Origin of the sequence: Nitratireductor sp. GZWM139 (assembly GCF_030068685.1) — a bacterium.
Classification (GTDB): Bacteria; Pseudomonadota; Alphaproteobacteria; order Rhizobiales; family Rhizobiaceae; genus Nitratireductor; species Nitratireductor aquimarinus.
On sequence record NZ_JAMQML010000001.1, the window covers coordinates 34,732 to 57,071 of the forward strand.

Annotated in this window: 11 protein-coding genes; 4 read left to right on the top strand and 7 right to left on the bottom strand. The window is 64.1% G+C overall.

The window, feature by feature from the left end:
• Positions 1-83 precede the first annotated feature (83 nt).
• Positions 84-761 (top strand): sugar transferase, encoded by a 678-nt coding sequence (locus NDI72_RS00180; RefSeq protein WP_283799214.1) that lies wholly within the window; start codon positions 84-86, stop codon positions 759-761.
• Between the two features lie 87 nt (positions 762-848).
• On the opposite strand, the gene NDI72_RS00185 is transcribed toward NDI72_RS00180, so the two are convergent.
• Positions 849-1,115: a hypothetical protein gene (locus NDI72_RS00185; RefSeq protein ID WP_206545800.1), complete on the bottom strand. Its 267-nt coding sequence runs from the start codon at positions 1,113-1,115 to the stop codon at positions 849-851.
• Between the two features lie 111 nt (positions 1,116-1,226).
• On the opposite strand from NDI72_RS00185, the gene NDI72_RS00190 reads away from it, so the two are divergent.
• Positions 1,227-2,720: an oligosaccharide flippase family protein gene (locus NDI72_RS00190; protein ID WP_283799215.1), complete on the top strand. Its 1,494-nt coding sequence runs from the start codon at positions 1,227-1,229 to the stop codon at positions 2,718-2,720.
• Positions 2,721-2,741: 21 nt separating this feature from the next.
• Here the strand turns inward: NDI72_RS00190 and NDI72_RS00195 are convergent, their stop codons facing one another.
• Positions 2,742-4,373, bottom strand: coding sequence for a GMC oxidoreductase (locus tag NDI72_RS00195; protein ID WP_283799216.1), 1,632 nt, complete (start codon positions 4,371-4,373; stop codon positions 2,742-2,744).
• A 342-nt stretch (positions 4,374-4,715) separates the two neighbouring features.
• Between NDI72_RS00195 and NDI72_RS00200 the strand changes: the two genes are divergently transcribed.
• Together NDI72_RS00200 and NDI72_RS00205 are read left to right on the top strand one after the other, a co-directional pair.
• On the top strand, positions 4,716-5,894 hold the full coding sequence (locus NDI72_RS00200) for a DegT/DnrJ/EryC1/StrS family aminotransferase (protein WP_283799217.1): 1,179 nt from the start codon (positions 4,716-4,718) through the stop codon (positions 5,892-5,894).
• The gene (locus NDI72_RS00205; protein ID WP_283799218.1) at positions 5,884-6,690 is read left to right on the top strand and encodes a 4'-phosphopantetheinyl transferase family protein; all 807 of its coding nucleotides are present in this window, start codon (positions 5,884-5,886) and stop codon (positions 6,688-6,690) included. Before NDI72_RS00200 ends, NDI72_RS00205 begins: the two co-directional genes overlap by 11 nt.
• On the opposite strand, the gene NDI72_RS00210 is transcribed toward NDI72_RS00205, so the two are convergent.
• From NDI72_RS00210 to NDI72_RS00230, 5 genes are all read right to left on the bottom strand, one after another.
• Complete coding sequence (locus NDI72_RS00210) at positions 6,660-8,297, bottom strand: glucosamine inositolphosphorylceramide transferase family protein (RefSeq protein WP_283799219.1); 1,638 nt, start codon at positions 8,295-8,297, stop codon at positions 6,660-6,662. The genes NDI72_RS00205 and NDI72_RS00210 overlap by 31 nt on opposite strands.
• Positions 8,269-11,091: a condensation domain-containing protein gene (locus tag NDI72_RS00215; RefSeq protein ID WP_283799220.1), complete on the bottom strand. Its 2,823-nt coding sequence runs from the start codon at positions 11,089-11,091 to the stop codon at positions 8,269-8,271. Before NDI72_RS00215 ends, NDI72_RS00210 begins: the two co-directional genes overlap by 29 nt.
• Positions 11,091-19,133, bottom strand: a complete 8,043-nt coding sequence (locus tag NDI72_RS00220; RefSeq protein ID WP_283799221.1) for a hybrid non-ribosomal peptide synthetase/type I polyketide synthase — start codon at positions 19,131-19,133, stop codon at positions 11,091-11,093. The genes NDI72_RS00215 and NDI72_RS00220 overlap by 1 nt, the downstream gene beginning before the upstream one ends.
• Positions 19,130-21,103 (bottom strand): non-ribosomal peptide synthetase, encoded by a 1,974-nt coding sequence (locus NDI72_RS00225; RefSeq protein ID WP_283799222.1) that lies wholly within the window; start codon positions 21,101-21,103, stop codon positions 19,130-19,132. Before NDI72_RS00225 ends, NDI72_RS00220 begins: the two co-directional genes overlap by 4 nt.
• 305 nt (positions 21,104-21,408) lie before the next feature.
• Positions 21,409-22,164, bottom strand: a complete 756-nt coding sequence (locus NDI72_RS00230; protein ID WP_502888365.1) for a glycoside hydrolase family 16 protein — start codon at positions 22,162-22,164, stop codon at positions 21,409-21,411.
• Between the last annotated feature and the right edge of the window lie 176 nt (positions 22,165-22,340).

A 22,340-nucleotide genomic window follows, 5' to 3' on the forward strand; every position in this document is an offset into this window, starting at 1 on the left:
CCGATGGAGTTATATCACGCGGTTTGCGCGGCTTTATAATGATCGACGTCGAGGCACACAGAACAACACCCAGGGGCGGGTTCATGCTGTACGCATACGATAGTTCCGTAAAACAGGAATTGGAGCTGCGGAAAGTAAGACATTTCCGCTCCTATTTTGTTTTCAAGAGAACATTCGACATCGTCTTCAGTATTCTTGTTCTCTTTTTTCTTTTGCCGGCTTTCGCCGCGATCTCCATGTGCATCCTTATCAGCGACGGAAGGCCGGTCTTCTATCGGCAGAAGCGCATCGGTCGCGACGGGCGCGTTTTCGACTGTCTCAAGTTCCGCACCATGCGGCGCGACGCCGACCGGCTGCTCAAGGAGCTTCTGGACAGGAATCCGGTGCTTCTTCAGGAATGGCGCGCCTGCCAGAAACTGCGCGACGACCCGCGCATCCATCCCATTGGCCGTTTCCTTCGGGTTTCGAGTCTCGATGAGCTGCCGCAGTTCGTCAACGTGCTGAAAGGCGAGATGAGCGTCGTCGGGCCGCGCCCGATCGTGGAAGACGAGATGGTGCGCTATGGCGAACGCATCAATGATTATCTGCTGATGAAGCCGGGCATCACCGGGCTGTGGCAGGTGTCAGGGCGCAACGACACGTCTTACGACCAGCGCGTCGGGCTTGATGTCCACTATTTCCAGAACCGCACGACCTGGCTCGACCTCAAGATCGTCTGGCGCACGGTCGGCGTGTTCCTGTTCGATCACAATGGTTGTTAGGGCGTTTCCTGCGCAATTCCGGACGGAAAACCGGTTCCCGCTTTTCCTGGAATTGCTCTGGCGCAGAGCAGAGCGCACACGGGAATTCTAGAGGAGGTAGAGAAAGACAACGGCCAGCCAGACGACAAGACAGAAGGCAATAACAATCCAACGCGTGGCGATCTTTGCGCTGATCGCCTTGAAGGGCCGGGCCAGGAAACCCTGGTTCATCTGGTCTTCTTTACTCGCGTCTCGCACTGTCTGCTCGTTGTTCGCCGAAAAGCACCAAAGCTGTAACCGCTCACGAGGAACCGCAACCATCTGCAGCCCCTGTCTCAACGCCGGGCCGCACCGAGATCGGGCATCGAAATCCATGCAACCGCACTTCCGATTTATGCACCGCCAGAGACGGCGAATCATCGGTCATTTCAAGGAAAGCGTAGCTGATGCGCCCGCGCAGGTGAATAGCGGCGGGGGGAACGGCTGGTGAAACCGGATCACAAACCTCGGCAGGATGACACACAGCCCGCCGGCTTTCTCGGTCTGCCGCTCTCCACACTGCTGGGCGGCGGGGTCTGGGTCATGGTGGCCCGGCTGTTCGCGCAGGTGGCGCAGCTTGCCGTTTTCGTCGCTGCCGCCCATGTGCTGGAACCGGCCGAATTCGGCCTCTTCGCCTTCGTCTCGGCCATCGCGTTTCTGCTGGTCGTGGTCAGCGAAGGCGGGTGGGCCGAGTTCATCATGCGCTCCGAACATGGCGAGCAAAGGCTTCCCGAGCTTGCGGCAATCGCACTCCTGAGCGGCAGCGGCTTCACGCTGCTTGGCCTCTGGAGCGTTCTGATCGTCGGCGGGCTGTGGTTCCCGGTGTGGCAATCCTGGCTGTTCGCGCTCTTCACACTGTGGTTCGTGCCCGCCGCGCTCAACACGGTCTATGACGGCACGCTCGTTCATCGCCATATGCTCAACCGTCAGGCGATCATCCGCATGATCAGCGAGGCAGGCGGTCTGGTGGTGGCGCTGTTCGGCCTCTGGACGGGCTGGAACATCGTCGCGCTGGTGATCGGTCGTCTTGTCACGAACCTCCTCAATGTCCTTGGCGGCATCTGGGTGCTGGGCTGGATCGCCCCACGCTTGCCGGACCGCAGCGTACTGGCCGAAGTGATCCACTTCGCGCGCTACATTGTGAGCGTGCGGCTCATCGTTTTCGGCCGCGCCTATTCGGGAACGCTGCTTGTGGGCAGCCTGCTTGGCCTTGCCGATGCTGGCTATTACCGGGCGGCCGAGCGCATCGTCGCTGCCTTTTCCGAACTCGTCGGCGAGCCGGCGCGTCTTCTCGCCTGGGTGATCTTCCGCCGTGCCGGCAATCAGGATGCAGGGACGGGTGACGATGCGATCACGCGGGCGGGCAACGTCTTCCTGCCGGTGCTTTTCGCCGTGGCTGCCCCTGTCTATGTCGGCCTTCTTCTGGTGGCGACCAATCTGGTGGATATCGCGCTTGGCAGCGGCTGGGCGCCGGTGGCGCTGGTGGTGAAGATCCTCGCCGTTCGGCAATTGCTCATGTTCCAGGGTTATGTGACCGAACCGCTGCTTTCGGTGCGAGGCGAGGTGAGCCGGCTCTGGCCGCTCTCGCTGATGATCAGTGTCACCTCCATCGGCATGATGGTTGCGCTTGCGCCTTTCGGGCTTGTCTATGCGGCGCTCGGTCAATGCGTGGCGGCTGTCTTCGCCGGCGGGCTCTCGATCTGGTATCAGGCGCGCTATGGCCGGCTCGACTGGTCCCGCATCGCGGCCAATAGCGGTCTGATCGGGCTCGCTGCTGCGGTCATGTTCGTGGGTGTCTCGTCGCTTGCGCACTGGCCCGCCGAAGCGCATCTGCCCAGTTATTCGCAGATGGCCGTTCAGGTGCTCGTCGGCGCACTGATCTATCTGAGCGTTCTCTATGCAAGCTGGAAATGGACCGGCTGGCTGAAGTCCGAAGGCTAGAGGAAACCCCGGCAGGGGCTTTCAGCGCAAGAGCCGTGCTTTCAGGTGGTCGGCCAGCCGCAGGGTCAGCGCGAGGATCATCAGCGTCGGGTTCGCATGGCCGGGCGTTGGAAAGACGGAGCTTCCCGCCACATAAAGCCCTTCGACGCCATGAATTTGCGCATTGCGGTCGACCACGCTGGACGACGGGTCTTCGCCCATGCGGGTGGTGCAGGCGGGATGCGCCATGTCGGCGAAGGGCGCATGTTTGAAGTCTTCGTCCAGAACCCATTGTTCAAGACCTGGCTGCGGCAGGCCCACCCGCCAGAATTCCGCCGAGATCAACTCGGCAAGCCGCGCCACGCTGGCCGTTTCCGCCCAGCCTATCTTCCAGTTGACGCGCGGCATGGGGATGCCAAGCGGATCGCGCCGCGATGAAAGCGTCACCCGGCTTTCGCGGTTGGGCCGCTGCTCGACCATCGCGTCGAAGCGCAGTTCCGTCATCTGGCGCGGCAGGCCGCGTTTCATGATGAGCCGCCGGTGCAGGCCAGCCGCCAGCCCGCCGGGCGCGGCAAGGGCCGTGCGCAGATCGCCGAGCCGAAACCGCTGCCTGCCTGCATAAAAGCGCTTGAGCGCCACCCATGGGTCGGTCGGTGCAAGCATCTGCACCGGATAGGTGGCGCAGTTGAGCAGCCCTTCGCGGGCCTGAAGACGCGGGCTCAGCGCCAGTCCGCGCAGATAGAAATGCGTGCGGTGATTGTGCGTCAGGCCGTAAAAGCCGAAATGCTCGGCCACGTCCTGCAGCGTGTCCCTGCCGAACCGGGCGATCACGGTGCGCGGATGATCGGCAAGATACCGCCCCACGCAGTCGCGCTCATTGCCGATGCCCTGTTTCGCCACGTCGTTCGAGGCAAGCAGAAGCCGCGCATTCTCGATGCCGCCGCAGCACAGAACCACCTTGCGCGCCCGCACGCTCGCCTCGGTGCCCGAAAGACTCTTCAGGTCGAGCGTCTCGATCCGCCGCCCATTCTCGGAAAGGCCGATGCGGGTGACGGTCGCATGAGTGAGAATGTCAATGTTCTTCGCCGTCAGCCTGGCCGCGATATCTGCAAAACGCAGCGGCTCGCTGCTGCCCGCCCTGTGGCTGAACTGCCAGAAGAAGGTGCGCACCAGATCGTCGTTCAGATCTATTTCGGCCGGCGGCGAGACCAGCCGGTGATAAAGCGCCCTGTCATAGATGTTGGGGCCGAGATTGAGCAGTTCCGCCGCACGGTCCAGCTCGCCGGCGAGATCGCGGCGCGGAAAGGGCCAGCCGGAGCCGGGAACCCATTTGCGCATGTCGAAATCGATGTCATCGAAGGCGGCGCATTTGCCCACCCAGGTGTGGGTGCTGCCGCCGACCAGACGGTTGCGCAGTTCGAAGGCGGGAATATCGTTGAGCCAGGCGAGATCGCCCGTATAGCCGCGCTGGAGCGGCATGGCGTCCCGCGCATTCGGGTCGCCGACATTTTCCACCCGGTTGAGTGTCTGCGCGTCCGGATCGAAATCCGTGCCGCCGCTTTCGATCAGCAGAACCTTTACGGACGTGTCGGCAAACTCGCGGGCAATCGCCAGCCCTGCCGGTCCCGCGCCCACAAGGGCGAGATCGGCTTCGAACTGAGTGCCGGAAGGCATGGTTCGCAAGTCTGTATCGGACACATTGCCACCTGAGAGGGCGGCTCAGCCATGGACAAAACGGCTTGCCGCGCCGTGAAAACCCCGCAGCAAGGCTAGCAAAAACACGGCCCAGGCCGAATTCATCCAAATTGCATAGAAGGGGCTACTTGCTAAGGGTTTTGGCCATGGCCGGGTAGGGCCGGAGCGCCCCTGTTTCGGATGATTGGATTATTTGAAAACCCCTTGGGCGCGGCATAGGCTCGAAGCGTAAATGGGGCGCCGCGGCGCAAGCGACGTGCCCCTTCTGCGCACCGCGCAGACCGGGCATGAAGCCGCCCGCCGGCAAAGCGGGAAAACACTATGGCAAAGGTTGGTTTGCGTGAGTGGCTGGCCATCGGAAGGGTCATCGCCTCTGGTCGTCTGGCGCGTTATGGGGGACCGGGCGAAGGGCCGCTTGACCGGTTCGAGAAGGCGTTTTCGCAACAGTTCGACATCAGGCATGTGCTCACCGTCAGCAGCGGCACCGGGGCGCTGATCAGCGGCCTTGCAGCTTCAGGCGTGGGGCCGGGCGATGAGGTTCTGGTGCCCGCCTATACGTGGATCGCCACCGCCGCCGCCGTGCTTGCGGTTGGGGCCGTGCCGGTGATTGTCGACATCGACGAAACGCTGACCATGGACCCCGACGACATCGAGCGCCGGATCACGCCGCGCACCCGCGCGATCCTGCCCGTGCACATGGCCAACATGGTCTGCGACATGGAAGCGATCATGGCGCTGGCGCGAAAGCATGGCCTGCTTGTCATCGAGGATGCGTGCCAGGCGGTCGGTGTCACCTATCGCGACCGGCGCGTGGGCACCATTGGCGACATTGGCGCGTTCAGCTTCAACCAGTTCAAGAACATCAATATCGGCGAGGGCGGGGCGGTGGCCTCGCAGAGCGACCGCTTCTTTGCCCGCGCGCGCATGTATCACGATGTGGGCGAGCTCTTTCGCGGCCATCTCGACAATTACAATGAGCCGAGCTTCTTTGGCGTGAACTTCAAGGCAAGCCAGATCCAGGGCGCGATGCTGAATGTGCAGCTCGCGAAACTCGACCCGATGCTGAAGCGCATGCGCCGGCGGCATCAGGTCATGGCGCGCATCCTGTCGGGCTGCGACGCCTTCCGGCTGGGGCCGCACAATGATCCGCAGAATGCGGTTGGCCTTCACCTTCTCTTCGAGACCGAAGAGGAGGCGAAGACGTTTGCCGCAAAACACAGGCGCGGCGTGTATCGGGTCTTCGATTCCAGCCGTCATGTCTGCACCCACTGGACGCCGATCCTTGAAAAGCGCGCCTTCCATCCGGCCATGAACCCCTATGGCTGGGCAAAGGCCAGCGTGGATTACGGGCCGGACATGTGCGCCCGCTCGCGCGACATTCTCAAGCGCACCTGCCGCATCAGCCTTGGCGAGAACTATCCGACGGCGCTCATGGCCTATCTTGCCCGCCGCATGGCCGGCCAGAGTTCACAGGAAAGGCGGTTGTCCTATGCATCTTAAACCGATCGGTATTGGCGCCAGCACGATTGATGTCTGGCAATGGTCGCTTGATGTTCCCCTAGATGCGCTGCCGCAGCTCGTCTCCGCTCTCGATGAGGCGGAATTCGCACGCGCAGGCCGCTTCGTGCATGAGAGGCACCGCCTGCGCTTCATCGCCGGGCGGGGCCGGCTGCGGGTCATTCTGGGGGCGTATCTCGGTGTTCCCGCAAGGCGTCTTTCCTTCAGTTACAATGCCTTTGGCAAACCACGGCTGGCCGGACGCGGCGAACCACCGCTTCACTTCAACCTGAGCCATAGCGGGGGCATGGCGGTGCTCGCCGTATCGGACCGCTATCGGCTGGGCATTGACATCGAGCGCGTTCTGCCGTTTCGGGAAAACCTGGCCGCGCATTTCTTTTCGCCGGCAGAGAACGAGGCGCTCGCCGCCGTTCCCTCGCAGGATTATCTGGGAGCGTTCTTCCGCTGCTGGACCCGCAAGGAAGCCTTCGTGAAGGCGCACGGGGCAGGGCTTTCGCTGCCGCTTGAATCCTTCGATGTCACCATCGACCCGGAAGGTCAGCCGCGGCTTCTGAGGCTGGATGGCGTTGCCGATGCACCGGCCCAGTGGCGGCTTGCCAACCTTGCGCTGCCGCGCGGCTATATCGGTGCGGTGGCCGCGATGACGGCCGGCAACGCCGTTGCGCTCAACTATCGCGGTCGCCGGCAACCGGCTCCGGGGCGCGAAACGCGCGGCGCGTGGCATCCGGGCGCTCGCCTTGAGCGCTCTCAGGCGTTGAGGCGCGCATCCAGAATGTAGCGGGAGCCGCTGGCATCGAAATGGTGGCAGCCGCTCAGGCCCGGCTTGAAGTCGGGCAGGATGCGCCGCACGCAGGTTTCCCGATAGTCTTCCATGTCCAGATGTTCGATCTCCATGATGTTGAGACCGTATCCGTAAATGCCATGGGCATTGTATTGCGCGGGCCGGTAGAGGCGGCGATGGCGCGAGAAGATGCGGCCACCATTGCGCGCCGTGGCGCTGCCGATCACCACCGGGTTGCGCCGGTGCGACACAAGCCGGTTGAGTTTCGGGCCATCGACCTGGAAAGCGTAGAGCGCCGAGCAATGATCTTCGAAAGCGTGATGCTCTGACAGATTGGTGAAAAGCCACCACTGGCCGCGATGGTGGAACAGCGTGCTGTCAGCGGCCGACCAGCCTTCGAGCGCCCGCGAATAGGGCTCCCAGATCAGCGGAAAGCTGACCGCGCGCCAGATTTCGATGCGCTTTCGCTGATGCGTTTCCGGCATCATGAAGATCTCGTCGCCATGCTTGAAAACGAAGGGAAACGAGAGGTGTTCCTCACCGCCAAGCGCAATGCCGATGGGTTCGAAGCCGCGCCGCGTGATCTCGCCGACCGCGATGTGCGCCCTGGTGTCGCCGCGCCCGTAATTCTCGTAGAACAGATAGGTCTTTCCCTGATGGTGAAAGAGAAAGGGATCGGCCTTGATGGCCGTGTCCGTTGGCGGGATTTCCGTGGCTTTGCTCGGATCGAAATCGTCAATGGACCCGCGCCCGCTGTAGAGCGTCCACACGGCCGTATCCTGATGGGAGGCGCGGCGCACGGATTTCAGCGCCCGCTGCGTCACGTTCTTCGCAAGTGCTGCCGCATAGCGACCGGTCGTCAGAAGGCCGGGCGGTGCAGCAGGTTGAACACTGTCAGCCGCTTTCAGTGGTTTCGGCAGTTTCCGGGTCTCGGCCAGTCGCCGCAGTTCCCGAACCAGAAGCAGAACCGATTTCTCCTTCATGAAGGCGTTGTTGCGCGCGGCGCTGAACTTCACATTGAACTCGGCCTCCGCAATTGCACGCCGTTCCGGCTGGCGCGCAGTCTCGACGAAAAGCGAGAGATGGCTCGTCGGCGCGCCTTCGGCCACATCGCCCATGCCCTCCCAGTTCACGGGTCCGGACTGGGTGAAGACATGGCTAAGCGACCACACGCCGAAGCGAAGGTTTTCGGTCAGCATTTCCGGCAGCGCGCCCTCGCAATGGCGCAGCACCAGATCGAGTTCCAGCCTGTGGCGGTCGCTGTTCTCTCCGGTTTCTTCCAGCGGAATGCTCACGAAGGAACTGCGCGCGCGCTCGAAGCGGCGTGCGCGATAGGCGGGCTGGCGCGCGAAAAGCGAATTGTCGATCCGCGCCACCGTTCTGGCCAGAAGGCCGGGCCGGGCCGCATGGTGTGGAGCGGGATCGGTGAGGAACGCGACCAGCCTGAAGCGCCGGTCCGAGAGCAGGCGCTCGATCAAAAGCAGTTCCCAGTTTTCGAAGGTCTGCCCGATGGCGCGCACAATCCCGATCCGCAGGGGACGCGCCTGCGGCTTCCTGTTGCTGGCCGGTTTTCCCTTAGCGTTCAGAGCCGCCTCCCAGTTCAAGGCGCTCGCCGAGCACGGTCGAGAGCTTGTCGATGCCGCTGTCGCTGAGCGAATCCTCATGCCAGCCACGCAGGTCGAACACGGGTGAATCATCCGGCACGAAGCCGCGCCAGCCAAACAGAAGCGGTTTGGCGCGCGGATGGTTCGCCTGGCTGCGGAACAGGAGCACCGTTTCGCCATCGAGCGCGCGCGGGGTGTAGCGCCGCGCTGCCCGCACCAGAAACTGCGTCACCGCCTCGTTTGCCTCTTCCTCGGGGTTCAGCGCCCGGTCCGGCGCATAGCGCTCCACCAGCTTCAGCGAAAAGCTGAACTCTTTCAGATAGGTCATCATCGAAATGCGGCCGCGGATCAGCTTGCCGGTGAAGTAGAGCAGGCGCTTGGCGCGTTTCTCGGTGTTCCAGCGCCAGCGGGTGAAGCGTGGCTGCGAGCGCACATAGCCCGGAGCCCAGCTGTCGATCAGCGCCACAAAGCTCACATCGTGGCCTTTGAGGCGGATCTGCCGCGTCATCTCCGCCGCCAGAATGCCGTTCACGCAAAGGCCCACCAGCGCCACCGTTTTGGGCCGGTCGCCAAGCTGCATGGCGTCCACCGCATCGCCGGCGATCTGTTCCAGCGTCAGGTTCTCCGTCTCCGCATCGATCCGGGCGTTGAACATGTGCAGGTTCACGACCGAGGCATGGCCGGGAAGCGTTTTGGCCATCCGGTAATAGAGGAAAGGATGGTTGAGCGTGTAGATCGCGCAATCGCCGCTGCCCTGCCGGTAGATGGTGGTTTCCCAGTCGATGATCGCCGGGTTCTGCTCCGCCGTTTCCACATCAGGCGGCGCAGCGGGTGCATGGTCTGCGACCGGTGCTTCCGCCTCACCGAAGACCGCGCGGGCAAAGCCTGAAAGCGTCGGCTCCTTGAAAAGCACCGCCAGGTCCGGCTGCACGCCGAAGGTCTCGCGCATTGCCGAGAACATGCGCAGCGCCAGAAGCGAATGGCCGCCGAGCGCAAAGAAATCATCGCTTCCCTGCACCTGCGGCACAGCGAGAACGCGCGCCCACACCCGGCCAAGCTCCGCCTCCCGATCCGCTGGTGGCGATGCCTTGCGTGCTGCTGGCGGAGCGACGGGCGCAGGCATGGGGTCGGGCATGGGAAGTGCTGCATCATCAAGCGCGCCGTCAGCCCGGCGCGGCAGGGCAAGCAGAATGCTGATGCCCGCCGGCATCTCGTCGTCAGGCAGCCGTTCTGCCAGATAGGCGGTGAGATGCGCCGGCAGCGTTTCAAGCGGTGTGGCAAGGCCGGCAGCCGGCGCCGCATAGGCGTGAGACGCACCGGAGGCATCGCGCCTGACCGCCGCATCAGCCACGTCACGATGCGCAAGAAGCAGGGCTTCCACGTGCGAAGCCGGCTCTGCGCGCGTCTCCTGCGGCGATGCGGGTGCGCGCACGGGGCCTTTCATGTCGCCGATCTTCGCCTGCGGGTCGGTCAGCGCGAAGGCATAGGCCTTCTGCCAGAGGTCGAGCAGTTCCTGCGCCGTCGCCTCATCGAACAGATCGGTGTTGTATTCCACCGACATGCGCCAGCCGGTCGGGCGGCCAATCATGATGAAGTTCAGATCGTAGATGACGCCCGGCGACTGCGAGGGCGCGCTGATCAGCTCGAAATCGCCATAGCGCGTGTCTTCCAGAAACGCCTTCTGCTGGTTGAAGTTCAGCGAAACCAGTGGATTGCGCGAGGGATCGCGTGCAGGATTGACCAGCTCCACCAGATTGTTGAACGGCATTTTCTGATGATTGAGCGCGGCCCCCACCGTGGCGCTCACCCGCGCCAGGTGATCGGCGAAGCTCAGATCGTCGGCAATGTCGAAGCGCAGCACAAGATTGTTGATGAAGACGCCGATCAGGCTTTCCAGATCCACATCCTCGCGCCCGGCGATTTGCGTTCCGAACAGGATTTCGCGGCTGCCGGAATAGTGATGCAGCGCTGCGCTGATCACCGCCGCGCCATAGCTGAACAGCGAAACATGCTGCGCCCGCGCCGCCGCCTCGATCCGCTCGCCGAGCTCCATCGGAAGCACGGCGGAGAGGATTTCACCACGGCTGGTCTTCACGCGTCCACGCGGCCGGTCGGGCGGGATCTCGAAATAGGGCGCATCGCGCAGCTGTTCGCGCCAATAGGTCTTCTCGGTCTCGAAACCGTAGCTGTTGCGGTACTCGTCCTGCCAGAGCGCGAAGTCGCCATATTGCAGCGCAAGTTCCGGCAGCTGCGCCGGGCGTCCGGCGTCGATGGCGGCAGCCAGTTCGCCAAGCTCGCGCCCCAGAACCCGGATCGACCAGCCATCGAAGCAGGACTGATGCGCGGTGATCAGGATGAAGCCGCGCCGGTTCTCCACCATCAGGAGCGTGACGCGGAAGAGCCCCGCCTGGCCAAGATCGAAGGGTGCCGCCGCCGTCTCCTTGCTGATCGACTGGACGCGCGCCTCGCGCTGGTCGGCCGGCACATGGCGCAGATCGATCACCGGCATGCGAAACGAGACCGCCCGCACCACCTGCTGCACGGGCTGCCCGCCCATTTCGATAAAGCGCGTTCTCAGGATCTCGTGCCGCTCGATGATCTGCCGAAAGGCCGTTTCGATGCTCTCGGTCTTGAAATCACCCCGGATTTCCCAACGCACGGCCACGTTGAGCGCCGGGTTTCCCGGGCTCAAGCGGTCCAGAAACCAGCAGCGCAATTGCGTCTGCGTGCAGGGGAATTCGCCGATGATCTCGTCTGCCCCCTCGGCAAGCGGGCGGTGCTCCGTGTCGGTCATCAGTGCGCCTCCATGCGGCGGCGTGCGCCATGCCGGAAATCCTTGAGCGAGGGCACATGCGGCTGCACGCCATTGACCGGCTCATCGCCTGCTTCCTCGGCGATCAGCGCCAGTTCGCCGATGGTCGGGTGCTGAAGAAGATGCCGCGCCTCCAGCGGCAGGCCGGCGTCGATCATCCTTGCGGCGATGCGGAAGATGCTGAGCGAATCCGCGCCCAGCGCGTAGAGGTTTTCCTCGACGCCGATCTCGGGAATGTTCAGCACGTCGCGCCAGATGGCCGAGAGCTTCTCCTCCATCGGTGTGCGTGGCGCGGTTCGGATGATGGCCGCTTCCTGACGCGGAATGCCCTGTTGTTCCAGCGTCTTGCGGTCGAGTTTGCCATTGGCCGTCTGCGGAAGCGCTTCGGCCTCGACCCAGAAGGCGGGGACCATGTGGCCCGGAAGATGCGCCTTTGCATGCGCGCTCAGCGCATCCGGGCGCGGCGGGTTCGCTGGATCATCGGGCACCACATGACAGACAAGCTGCCGGTCGCCATTGCGGTTCACGGGTGCGGCCACGGCGCACTGCCGCACGCCCTCCGCCGCCGAAACCACCGCCTCGATGTCGCCAAGTTCGATGCGGAAGCCGCGCAGCTTGATCTGGTTGTCGCGGCGGCCCAGAAGCTGGAGCGAGCCGTCTGGCATGCGCCGCCCCACATCGCCCGTCTTATAGAGCCGTTGCGGAACGCCGCCAATGGAGACGTTGCGGAAGGCCGCATGGGTCTGTTCGCCATTCTCGAAATAGCCGATGGCGAGGCCGTCGCCGCCAATGTTCAGCTCGCCCGTCACGCCAACCGGCGCGATCCGGCCCCGCGCATCGAGTATGTGAAGCTGCGTGTTGGCGATCGGATGGCCGATGGTGATGGGCGCATCCGCATCATCGATGCGCGCCACGGACGACCAGATCGTCGTTTCCGTCGGCCCGTACATGTTCCACAATTCGCCGCCGGTTTCGATCAGGCTGCGCGCCAGCGCCGGTGGCAGGGGCTCGCCGCCGCACAGCATTTTGAGCGCCGGACGTTCGCCAAGCCCCGCCTCGATCAGCATCTGCCAGAGCGTCGGCGTCGCCTGGAGCACGCTCGCCCCGCACGCGTTCAGAAGGTGCACGAGCTGGAACCCGTCCTGCACCTGCAGCCGGTCGGCGATCACCACCCGCCCGCCGCAGATGAGCGGCAGATAGAGTTCGAGTGCAGCAATGTCGAAGGAGATGGTGGTGACGGCCAGAAGCGTGTCCTGCGCCGTGAAGCCGGGCTCCTTCGCCATGGAGGTGAGGAAGTTCACCAGCGCGCTGTGGGGCACTTCCACCCCTTTGGGCACACCGGTCGAGCCGGATGTGAAGATGATATAGGCCGCCTGCGATGTGCCATGCGCGCGGATCTGAAGCGGCGCGGCATCCTGCGCGGCAATGGCCGCACGTTCTTGATCCAGCCGGATCGGCAGCACATCGTGGCTTGCAAGCGCGGCAATGCGTTCATCCCGGCAGATCACGGCGGCGATATGGGCTGCGTCCATGGTCTGGCTGAGACGCGCTTCGGGGTGATCCGGGTCGAGCGGCACATAGATGTGATCCGCCTTCATGATCGCCAGCAGCGTGACCAGCATGTCGATGGACCGGTCCAGCGCCACCGCGATGCGGCGGCCGGGGATGAAGAGCTTTTCCTGAAGCAGGCGGGCAAGCTGCCAGCTTCGCGCATCCAGTTCGCCATAGGTGATCGTTTCATCGCCATGCATGGCTGCGATGGCGTCAGGTGTCTCAGCAGCCCGGTCGCCGAAAAGTTCGAAGGCGAAGCGCTCGCTTTCACAGGGCGTCTCGGTCTGGTTCAGACCATGGGTCAGCCATGCCGCCTCATCATTTGAGAGAAGCGGCAGGCGTTCGATCCGCGCATCGATGTCGTCGGCCAGCGCCGCCGCCAGCGTGGCGAAGTGACCGAGCCAGCGCTCAATGGTCTCCGGGTCGAACACATCGCCATTGTAATCGACATCAATGCGGATGCCGTCGCTGCTCTCGATCATGTTGAGGAACATGTCGAAATTGGAAAACGCCTTGGGATTGGGCGTCACGTTCGCCGACAGTCCGCCAAAGTCGAGCCCCTTGCTCATGCGCTCCAGGTTGAACTGGATTTCGGTGAGCGGGAGGCGGCTCGGGTCACGCTTCAGCCCGAGTTTCCGCACCAGCGTTCCATAGGTGTAGTCCTGATGCTCGAAGGCCTGCAGAACGAGCGTCTGTGTGTCCTTCAGATGGGCGGAGAAAGCGCGGTCCTCGTCAAGCGTCTGGCGCAGCGGCAGGAGGTTCACGCAATGGCCGACCAGGGTTTCTTCGCCGACAAGGCTCTGGCCCGCCGAAGGCACGGCGATCACGATGTCGTTGCTGCCGGAAAGGCGCGACACCATCACCTGCAGCGCTGCCAGCAGGGTCGAGAACAGCGTCGCGCCGCTCTTTGCACCGGCCTTCTTCAGCCGCTTGTAGGTGTCCTCACCGATATGCGCGGTGCAGGTACCGCCGGCAAAGCTGCGCCGTTCCGGCCGTGGCCGGTCGGTGAGCATGTCTGGCAGATCCGGCACGGTCTCAAACTGCGAAAGCCAGAACTGTTCCGTCTCGCTGCTCGCCCCGGGCCGGTTCGCCCGGCCCTGCGCATAGGCCGAGAAGGCCAGCGCCGGCGGCAGGTCGGGCGTCGCGCCCTTCTCGAGCGCCGAATAGGCTTCGGCCAGTTCTTCCACCAGCACATTCACCGACCAGCCATCGCAGACGATGTGGTGCGCGGTGAAAACAAGCACATGCCGGTCTGCCGAAAGCTTCACGAGTTCCGCGCGCGCCAGCGGTCCATTGACCAGATCGAAGGCGGTGCGGGCCTCGCGGTCCATGATCGCGGCCAGCGCCGCTTCATCGGGAAGCCCGGTCAGCGGCATGTCGATGCGGAAATCGGGCATCACCTCGAAATGCTCGCCGGTGCGCGCAAATCTGATGTGGAGCGCATTGTGCCGCGCCACCACCAGGTCGAGCGCCCGACGGAAAGCGGCTTCGTCCAGCGCGCCATCGAGCGTGAGATTGAAGGATTCGTTGAACGAGCACGAGGCTTCATCGCCCGCCTGCGCGGCAAGCCAGATTTCCTTCTGCGCTTCGGTCAGCGGGGCCTGCGCTGGAGCGGGCGGGGTTTCCGTTTTCGTCACTTCCGGCGCGGGCTTTGAAAGAGGGGCGCTCTGCGCATCTTCACCACGAAGAATGCCGGCCTCCTGCAAGGCATCAAGCGTGTTTGCGAACACGGCGGCAATGCGCTGAAAATCCTCTTCCGAATGCGCGGTTGTCAGGAAACAGGGATAGCCGTCCTGCACATGCAGGCCCTGAAGGCGCGCATGGGGGTAGAACAGTGAGCCGAGTGGATCGGCATTGCCGAAATCGGTCACGAACCAGCTCTTGTAGCCGTGGATCGGCATGGCGATGCCACGCTCGGAAAGCTGGGTGTTCAGCTGTGTGACCAGCTGCTCCGTGCGACCGGCCACCCGGTCATAAAGCGCGCGGCCTTCGCCCTTGATGTGTTGCAGCACGGCGCGGGTTGCGGCCAGCACCACCGGATGCCGCACGAATGTGCCGGCAAAGAAGGTCGGCGCGACCATGGGCACGCTGTCATCGCCATAGTCCCAGCGTCCGCCGTCCAGCGCATCCATATAGCGGCTGTCGCCGGCCAGAACGCCGATGGGCATGCCGCCGCCCAGCACTTTGCCATAGGTCGCCAGGTCTCCGCGAATGCCCCACAGGGCCTGAATGCCGCCGGGGTCGACGCGGAAGCCGGTTACCACCTCGTCGAAGACCAGCGCGAAATCGCGTTCCGTCGCCACCGCGCGCAGCGCGCGCACGAACTCGACGGGCTGCAATTCGGGATGCCGGCTCTGCACCGGCTCGATGATGACGGCGGCGATGTCCTCCGCATTGGCGCGGATCCAGTCGAGGCTTTCTGCTGCGCCATAGGGCAGAACGGTGATGTTCGAGAGTGAATCCGAGGGAATGCCTGCCGCAATCGGCAGCGTCCGGTGCTGTCCCGCGCGGCTGCGCCCCTTCACCAGAACCTCGTCGAACTGGCCGTGATAATCATTGCCGAATACGACGATGCGGTCGCGGCCCGTCACCGTGCGGGCAACCCGCATGGCGGCCATCACCGCTTCGGAACCGGTGTTGCAGAAGGTCACGCGCTGGTGTCCGGTCAGCTCGCTGATGAGATCGGCCACCTCGCCGGCAAGCGGCGTCTGCGGACCGATGGCAAAGCCCCTGTCCACCTGCGCGCGGATCGCCTCGGTCACGAAATCGGGGGCATGGCCGAAGGCCGTCTGGCCCATGCCGTTCACGAGGTCGATATACTCATTGCCGTCTATGTCCCAGATGCGCGATCCCTTTGACCGGTCGGAGACGACGGGAAACACCATTTCCTTCCAGTCGGAGCGGAAGCCCGAGGCTGCGCGCGGATCGGCCAGATGCGGCCGGTGCTTTTGCGTGAACGCCCTGGAGCCTGCGTTCTTCGCGCAATAACGCGTCACCAGATCGTCGATGAAGGCGCGTTTTTCGGGCGAAAGCGTCTGATCGCCGGCCTGTGCGCCGGGCTTGTAGACACGGATGCGGCTGCCGCCGATTTCGCTTTCATCACCGGTTGTTTCGGGTGTCGGGGCAGGGGACGGCGCTGGCGCAGGGGGCGCGGCCTCCTGTGCGGCGGGGGGCGGCATTGCCGCTGCCGCCGTGCCGCCCAGCGACTGGATGGTCTGCATCTGCTGCGCAAAAAGTTGCTGCGCCATCTGCAACTGAGACTGGAACAGCGCCTCGAGCCCGAGAGGCGGCTGTGGGGTTCCATTCACCGAGGTAGATGGCGCAGCGGGCGCGACGTCCGGCGTGGGGGGGACCTGTTTCACCGGAGGGGGAGACGCCGTCTGCAAGGCATCTGCCGGCAGTTCGGCATCCAGGTGTCGCGCCAAGTCATGAATGGTCGGAATGTTGCCCAGCAATTCGCGGAAGGAGAGCTTGATCCGATATTCCTTCTCCACCTTCTGCGCGAACTGGCCGATGAAGAGTGAATCGAAGCCAAGCTCGAGGAAGGTCGCGCCGGCCGCGTCGTCAGGCATTTCCTCGCCCGAAAGGTCGGCCAGAAGGGCAATCAGGGCGCTTTCCAGCATGGCTGGCCGGTCGGTTGTCGAAGGTGCAGCGGTCATTGGGCTCGTTCCGTCTGTCATGGTTGTCTGGGTCTGGGCCACGGGCTGAGGCTCCGCCTGCGGCGCATCGGTCGCGGCGCTCGCCCGGTTTTCCGGCTTCGGTGCGTCGATCCAGTGCATCTGGCGCTGGAATGGATAGGTTGGCAGCGGGATCTTCCGCCGCGCCGTTTCCGGCAGGGCCGGCCAGTCCAGCGCGCAGCCGGCGATCCACGACCGCGCATGCGCCCCGGCGAAGGCTTCTTCGCCGAGGGATGCGCGGTCGTGTTCGGGCAGGGACTGGATGATGGCGGCAATGGCGTCGCGCTTCAGCGTCTGCGCGGTGAAGACCGAAAGTGTACGGCCGGGGCCGCTTTCGATGAACACCGGCTGGCGGTCGCGCGCGATGGCCTGAATGCCATCGGCAAAGCGCACGGCGTCGCGGCAGTGGCGCGCCCAGTAGGCTGGTGACGCGCCCTGCGCATCGGTCTGCCAGTCGCCACTGACGCAGGAAATGTAAGGGATGGTCGCCGGACCATATTCGACCATCGCCGTTTCTTCTTCCAGCGCTTGCGCCGCCTCGTCCATCATGGCCGAGTGGAAGGCGTGCGAGGTGTGCAGCCGGCTATAGGCAATGCCCGCGGCATCGAGCGCGGCGCATGTTTCATCCATGGCCTCGAACGTGCCGGAGATGACGCTGAGCTTCGGCGCGTTGACGGCGGCGATCTCCACCCCGTCGGTCAGATGTGCGGCAGCCGTTTCGGCATCGGCGCGCACCGAAACCATGGCCCCTTTGGGCTGGTCCTGCATCAGCCTTCCGCGCGCAGCCACCAGACGCAGCGCGTCTTCAAACCGCATCGTGCCTGAAAGCGTCGCGGCGACGAATTCGCCAACGCTATGGCCGATCAGGGCGTCGGGCATCAGCCCACGGCTCATCCAGAGTTTCGCCGTCGCATATTCGACGAGGAAGAGCGCAGGCTGCGCGATCTGCGTGTCGCGCAGCGCTTCGGCAAGCTCTTCTGCCGCGCGGTTCTGGGGCAGGCGGATGAAATCGCGGATGTCGCGGCCGATCAGCGGTTCCAGAAGTGCAGCGCCCCGGTCGATCCATTCGGCAAAGGCAGGCTCACTTTCATAAAGCGCGCCGCCCATGCCCACATGCTGTGCGCCCTGGCCCGGAAACATGAAGACCACGGGCGGGGCTTCCGGTGCTGCTTCGCCACTGATCGGGCGTTCGGCCTCCAGCCCGGCGATCGCCTCGTCGCGCGTGCGTGCGATGACGGCAGTGCGATGGGCAAAAGCGTGCCTTCCTTCCTGAAGCGTGTGCGCCACGGCGGCAAGCGGCTGTGCGCCTTTGCGCAGCGCATCGGCCAGGTTCTGACGCATGGTGGCGAGCGCTGCTTCATTGCGCGCCGAAAGGGGCAGGATGAGCGGCCGGGTGGTGTGGTCTTCCAGCGTGCTGGTTTCGGGAGCCTGTTCCAGAACCACATGCGCATTGGTGCCGCCAACCCCGAAGGAGCTGACGCCGGCGCGGCGTGTCGCGCCTTGCGCCTTCCATGGCGTTAGCCCTGTCGGGATGCGGAAGGGGCTGCCTTTGAGCGCCATGTGCGGGTTGGGCGACACGAAATTCGCCACCGGCGGGATTTCACCATCGCGCACCACGAGCGCCGCCTTGATGAGCCCGGTCACGCCCGCGCCCGCATCCAGATGGCCGATATTGCCTTTGACGGAGCCCAGCGCGCAGTGCCCTTCGGGGCCGGCGTTGCCAAAGGCATTCATCAGGCCGTTGAACTCAATGGGATCGCCGAGTGGCGTAGCGGTGCCGTGGCACTCCATATAGCCAACGCTCGCCGGATCGACGCCCGCACTTGCAAGCGCCATCGCAATGGCTTCGGCCTGACCGGAAACGCTGGGCGCTGTGTAGCCCACCTTGTCCGCGCCATCATTGTTGACGCCATAGCCGCGAATGACGGCGTGGATCGTGTCGCCATCCGCGATGGCGTCTTCCAGCCGTTTCAGAAGCACCACCCCGCCGCCATTGCCGAATACCGTGCCGCCCGCCTGCGCATCGAAGGGGCGGCAGAACCCGTCCGGCGAAACCATGCCGCCTTCCATGTGGATGTAGCCGCGCTTCTGCGGCACCGAGATCGACACGCCACCGGCCAGCGCCATGTCGCAGCCATAGGTCAGGAGGTTCTGACAGGCCTGCGTCACCGCAAGAAGCGATGTGGAGCAGGCCGACTGGATGGTGAAAGCAGGCCCTTTCAGGTCCAGCTTGTAGGCCACGCGCGTCGCCAGCGTGTCGTTGATCGCGCCCACCAGCTCGTTGAACATGTCCACCTGATAGCCGGAGGTGAAGGCCTCCGCCTTCTTCCGGTCGGACAGGATGTTGTTGATGAGATAGGTGCTCAGCGACGACCCGGCGAAAACGCCGATGGCGTCCTTTGCCGCAAAGGGATCGCAGCCCGCACTCTCCAGCGCTTCCCAGCAAAGCTCCAGAAACAGGCGGAACTGCGGGTCGAGCACCGCCGCTTCGCGCGGATACATGCCGAAGAACTCCGCATCGAACATGCCCACATCGTCCAGACAGGGCCGCGAGGGCACATAGTCGGGCGACGCGCGGGTGGCGTCGTCATAGGCGTCTTCGATCTCGTCGGGCGCAAAGGCGCGGAAGGCGTGCCGCCCTTCGCGCGCCATCTGCCACAGCGCATCGACCGAGGGCGCGCCGGGAAAACGCCCGGCCATGCCGATGATGGCGATGCTGCCAATGCCCGCATCGTCTTCCGCCATCGGTGCGTGTTCGTTCGGCGTCGTGTGCTCGTTCATGCTCTGCCCGTTCATGCTCTGCTCCGGCGGAATTGCGACATGACCTGTCTCTGCCTCGCGGCGCGGCTCTGGGCGGCGGCGGTCTGCGGGCCGTCCGCCGCCTGCTTCTCGAGAAAGCGCGCGAGGATGCGGATTTTCGGGTGCTCGAAGAGGGTCACCACATCGATGGCGCGGCCAAGTTCCTGTTCGAGTGCTGCGTGAATGCGCATCAGCTGCATCGACGTGCCGCCGAGGTCGAAGAAGTTCTGGTCCGGGCCGATGGCATCGGTTCCAAGAACGCTGCGCCAGTGACGCGCGACGACGGCCTCCATGCCCTCTGCAGGGGGCGTTGCCGCAGCCGGTGCGGAAGCGGGCGCATCAGCCGGGTTCGGCAGGCGCGCGCGATCCACCTTGCCGGCGCGGTTCATGGGGAATTCGTTCAGTACGATGGCCCGGCCCGGCACCATATGGGCCGGCAGGACGCCCTTCAGCCGCCCGAGAACCGCAGCCGCAAAGCCCAACTCGTCATAACCGTTTATGGCTCCGCCCTCCGGGCGCGGGCGCAGATAGGCGACCAGCCGTTTGGCCGTTCCCGCCTGATGACACTGCACCACGGCGTCGGCCAGATGCGCGTCACGGCGCAGCGCCGTCTCGATCTCGTCCAGCTCGATGCGCTTGCCGTCGATCTTGACCTGCCGGTCGCGGCGGCCGCGAAAATGCAGGAGCCCGTCCGCCTCCATCACCGCCATGTCGCCGGTCAGATAGACGCGCAGGCTTTCGCCGTCTGCGGTGCGGATCGTCACGAAACGCTCCTGCGTCAGCTCCGGCCGGTTCAGATAGCCGATGGCGAGCCCGTCGCCGGAAACCGCAAGCTGTCCTTCCTGGCCGGGCGGCAGCGCGCGAAGATCATCATCAAGAATGTGAATGCCGCTATGCGCGATGGAGTGGCCGATCGGCATCGCGTCGTCCCGGAACTCGGCCGGAACCTCAAAAGTCGAGGCGATGACGGTCACCTCGGTCGGCCCATAGGCGTTGGTCAGGCGGCATGTGGGGTGAGCGGCGAGAAACCGCCGCGCATGATCCGCTGACGCCACTTCACCGCCGAAAAACACATGCCGAAGCGAGGTGAGCCTGCCGCCCGGATGATCGACCAGAAGGTTGAACAGCCCCGTGGTGAGCAGCATCACCGAGACGCGCTCATCATCAATCGTTTTCGCGATGCGCTGCATGGAAAGCGTGCGGTCGCCAATGCCGGCGAGCCGCGCCCCGTTGAGCAGCGCGCCCCAGATCTCGAATGTGGCGGCGTCGAAAGAGATCGTCGCCGTGTGCAGCACCACATCGTCCGGGCGGAAGTCGACATAGTTCTGCGCGCGCACCAGCCGCACAATGCCGCGATGCGGTATGACCACGCCCTTGGGCCGGCCGGTCGAGCCCGACGTGTACATGACATAGGCAGCGTCACCGCCCGAGACGGCCACGGCGCTGCCGGTCGGCGCATTGTCCTCAGCCAGCCCGGCCATGGCCGCATCGATGTCGATGAGGCGCTCTGCACTTATGGGAAGTCTGGCTGCAAGATCCGCGCTTTCGGCGTCGATCATCAGGGCGCGCGGCGCGCAATCCTGCGTCATGTAGGAAAGGTGTTCCAGAGGATAGGCCGGATCGAACGGCGCATAGGCAGCGCCCGCCTTGAGGATCGCCAGCTTGGCAACCAGCGTCTTCAGCGCGCGTGGCAGAAGCAGGCCCACTATGTCGCCCCTGCGCACGCCCATCGCGGTGAGGCGGGCGGCGAGTTTTGCGGCCAGCCGGTCGAGCTCCGCATAGGTCAGGCGCTCGTCGTCGAAGCCGACCGCAATCGCATCGGGGCGCTGGCGCGCCAGCGCCGCCACGGTGTCGTGAACCGTCGTGTCGCGGTCATACCCGCGTTCGGATGCGTGCCCTGAATGAGGAGTGGAAGAAACGGCCGTTCCGGAAATGGACAGCTCGGTGTCGTTCTGGTTTCGATGCATGTAGACGCCCCGCCCGAAAAAGCCCGCGCCTATATTTCAAGCATCTGCAAATGCTCACTGTTTATAGTTGTGGCGCGGGAGAAAAATTGGTTCTCATGCCTTCAACGCCAAGACTTCCACGTGGGCGGCCAAAGAAACAGATGGCCATCTGGATGAGCCCCGCGCCGACCGGAGGTCTTAGGTTTTTACCCATCTAGGTCATTCGGCGATGGGGCCTGCGGGAGGGGGTGAAGGCCTATCCCAAAGCATTAAGCCCCGGGGCTCTGAGGGGGCATTGGCGGCTCTGGAAGGGCATTGGCTGCCCGTCAATCAAGGCGGTAGGCCCGCACATAGTCGACGATCATGTGCGAGGGGTCGGGGGCCTCGTCCTTCGTCGGTCCGTCCACCAGAGCCAGATTGAGCAGGATGTAGAGTGGCTGGCGATGCTCTTCCTGCGTTTTGGTCTTCCAGACGAATGTGCGGTCGAAATAGAAGCGGATCCAGTCGCGGTCGATCCTGACGCCATAGGTATGGAAGTCGCCCGGTCGCGCATCCTCAAAGACATTGTTGCGGTGAAAGCGCGAATAATGGCGTCCGTCGCGGTGCCAGACATGCACGACCGATGAATAGCCATCCGGCTTGTCGCCGTAGAATTCGATCACGTCGATCTCTGCGGTGGATTGCGAGCGGTCCTTGCCGATCAGCCAGAAGGCCGGCCACACGCCGGGGCCGTCGGGCAGTTGCGCGCGCATTTCGAAATAGCCGTATTGCTGGGCAAAGCCGTTGCCCTTGGGGTCCATCGAGGCGAGCAGGCCGGATTGCCAGTCGCCCTCCGGGTCGCGTTTTGCCTCGATCTTCAGCATCCCGTCTTCGATGCTGAAAGGCGTGCGTTGACCGGGATCGGCAAAGCGCGCACCGCCGAAATCGCCCGACCAGGGCGTATGCGCGATCCAGCGTGTGCCCGGTCCCCAGGCCGAAACGTCGAGACTTGTGAAATCCTCGTCGAACGACAGGCGCATGGCGTTAATGTCCAGCCGGTCGGCTTCTGTGCCCGGTTCGTCATTGGCGCTGGCCTTGAGCATGCCGAGCGTGAGGACCGTGGCAAACCCGAACACAAGGAGCCGGCGTTTCGCCGAGATCCGTGATGCGCCAGAAGCGCGTGATGTATCTGAGGAAAACGGCAATGCGGTAACCTCCCGGGCGGCAGATTATCACTGCATCCGCCAATCCCGGAATTCAGCCAATCGCGGTCCCACTG

What these genes read in the sequence shown, in the direction of transcription:
- NDI72_RS00180 (WP_283799214.1), top strand. Translation starts at nt 84, where the DNA reads ATGCTGTACGCATACGATAGTTCCGTAAAACAGGAATTGGAGCTGCGG.
- NDI72_RS00185 (WP_206545800.1), bottom strand. Translation starts at nt 1,115, where the DNA reads ATGGATTTCGATGCCCGATCTCGGTGCGGCCCGGCGTTGAGACAGGGG.
- NDI72_RS00195 (WP_283799216.1), bottom strand. Translation starts at nt 4,373, where the DNA reads ATGCCTTCCGGCACTCAGTTCGAAGCCGATCTCGCCCTTGTGGGCGCG.
- NDI72_RS00200 (WP_283799217.1), top strand. Translation starts at nt 4,716, where the DNA reads ATGGCAAAGGTTGGTTTGCGTGAGTGGCTGGCCATCGGAAGGGTCATC.
- NDI72_RS00205 (WP_283799218.1), top strand. Translation starts at nt 5,884, where the DNA reads ATGCATCTTAAACCGATCGGTATTGGCGCCAGCACGATTGATGTCTGG.
- NDI72_RS00215 (WP_283799220.1), bottom strand. Translation starts at nt 11,091, where the DNA reads ATGACCGACACGGAGCACCGCCCGCTTGCCGAGGGGGCAGACGAGATC.
- NDI72_RS00220 (WP_283799221.1), bottom strand. Translation starts at nt 19,133, where the DNA reads ATGAACGGGCAGAGCATGAACGAGCACACGACGCCGAACGAACACGCA.
- NDI72_RS00225 (WP_283799222.1), bottom strand. Translation starts at nt 21,103, where the DNA reads ATGCATCGAAACCAGAACGACACCGAGCTGTCCATTTCCGGAACGGCC.
- NDI72_RS00230 (WP_502888365.1), bottom strand. Translation starts at nt 22,164, where the DNA reads ATGCTCAAGGCCAGCGCCAATGACGAACCGGGCACAGAAGCCGACCGG.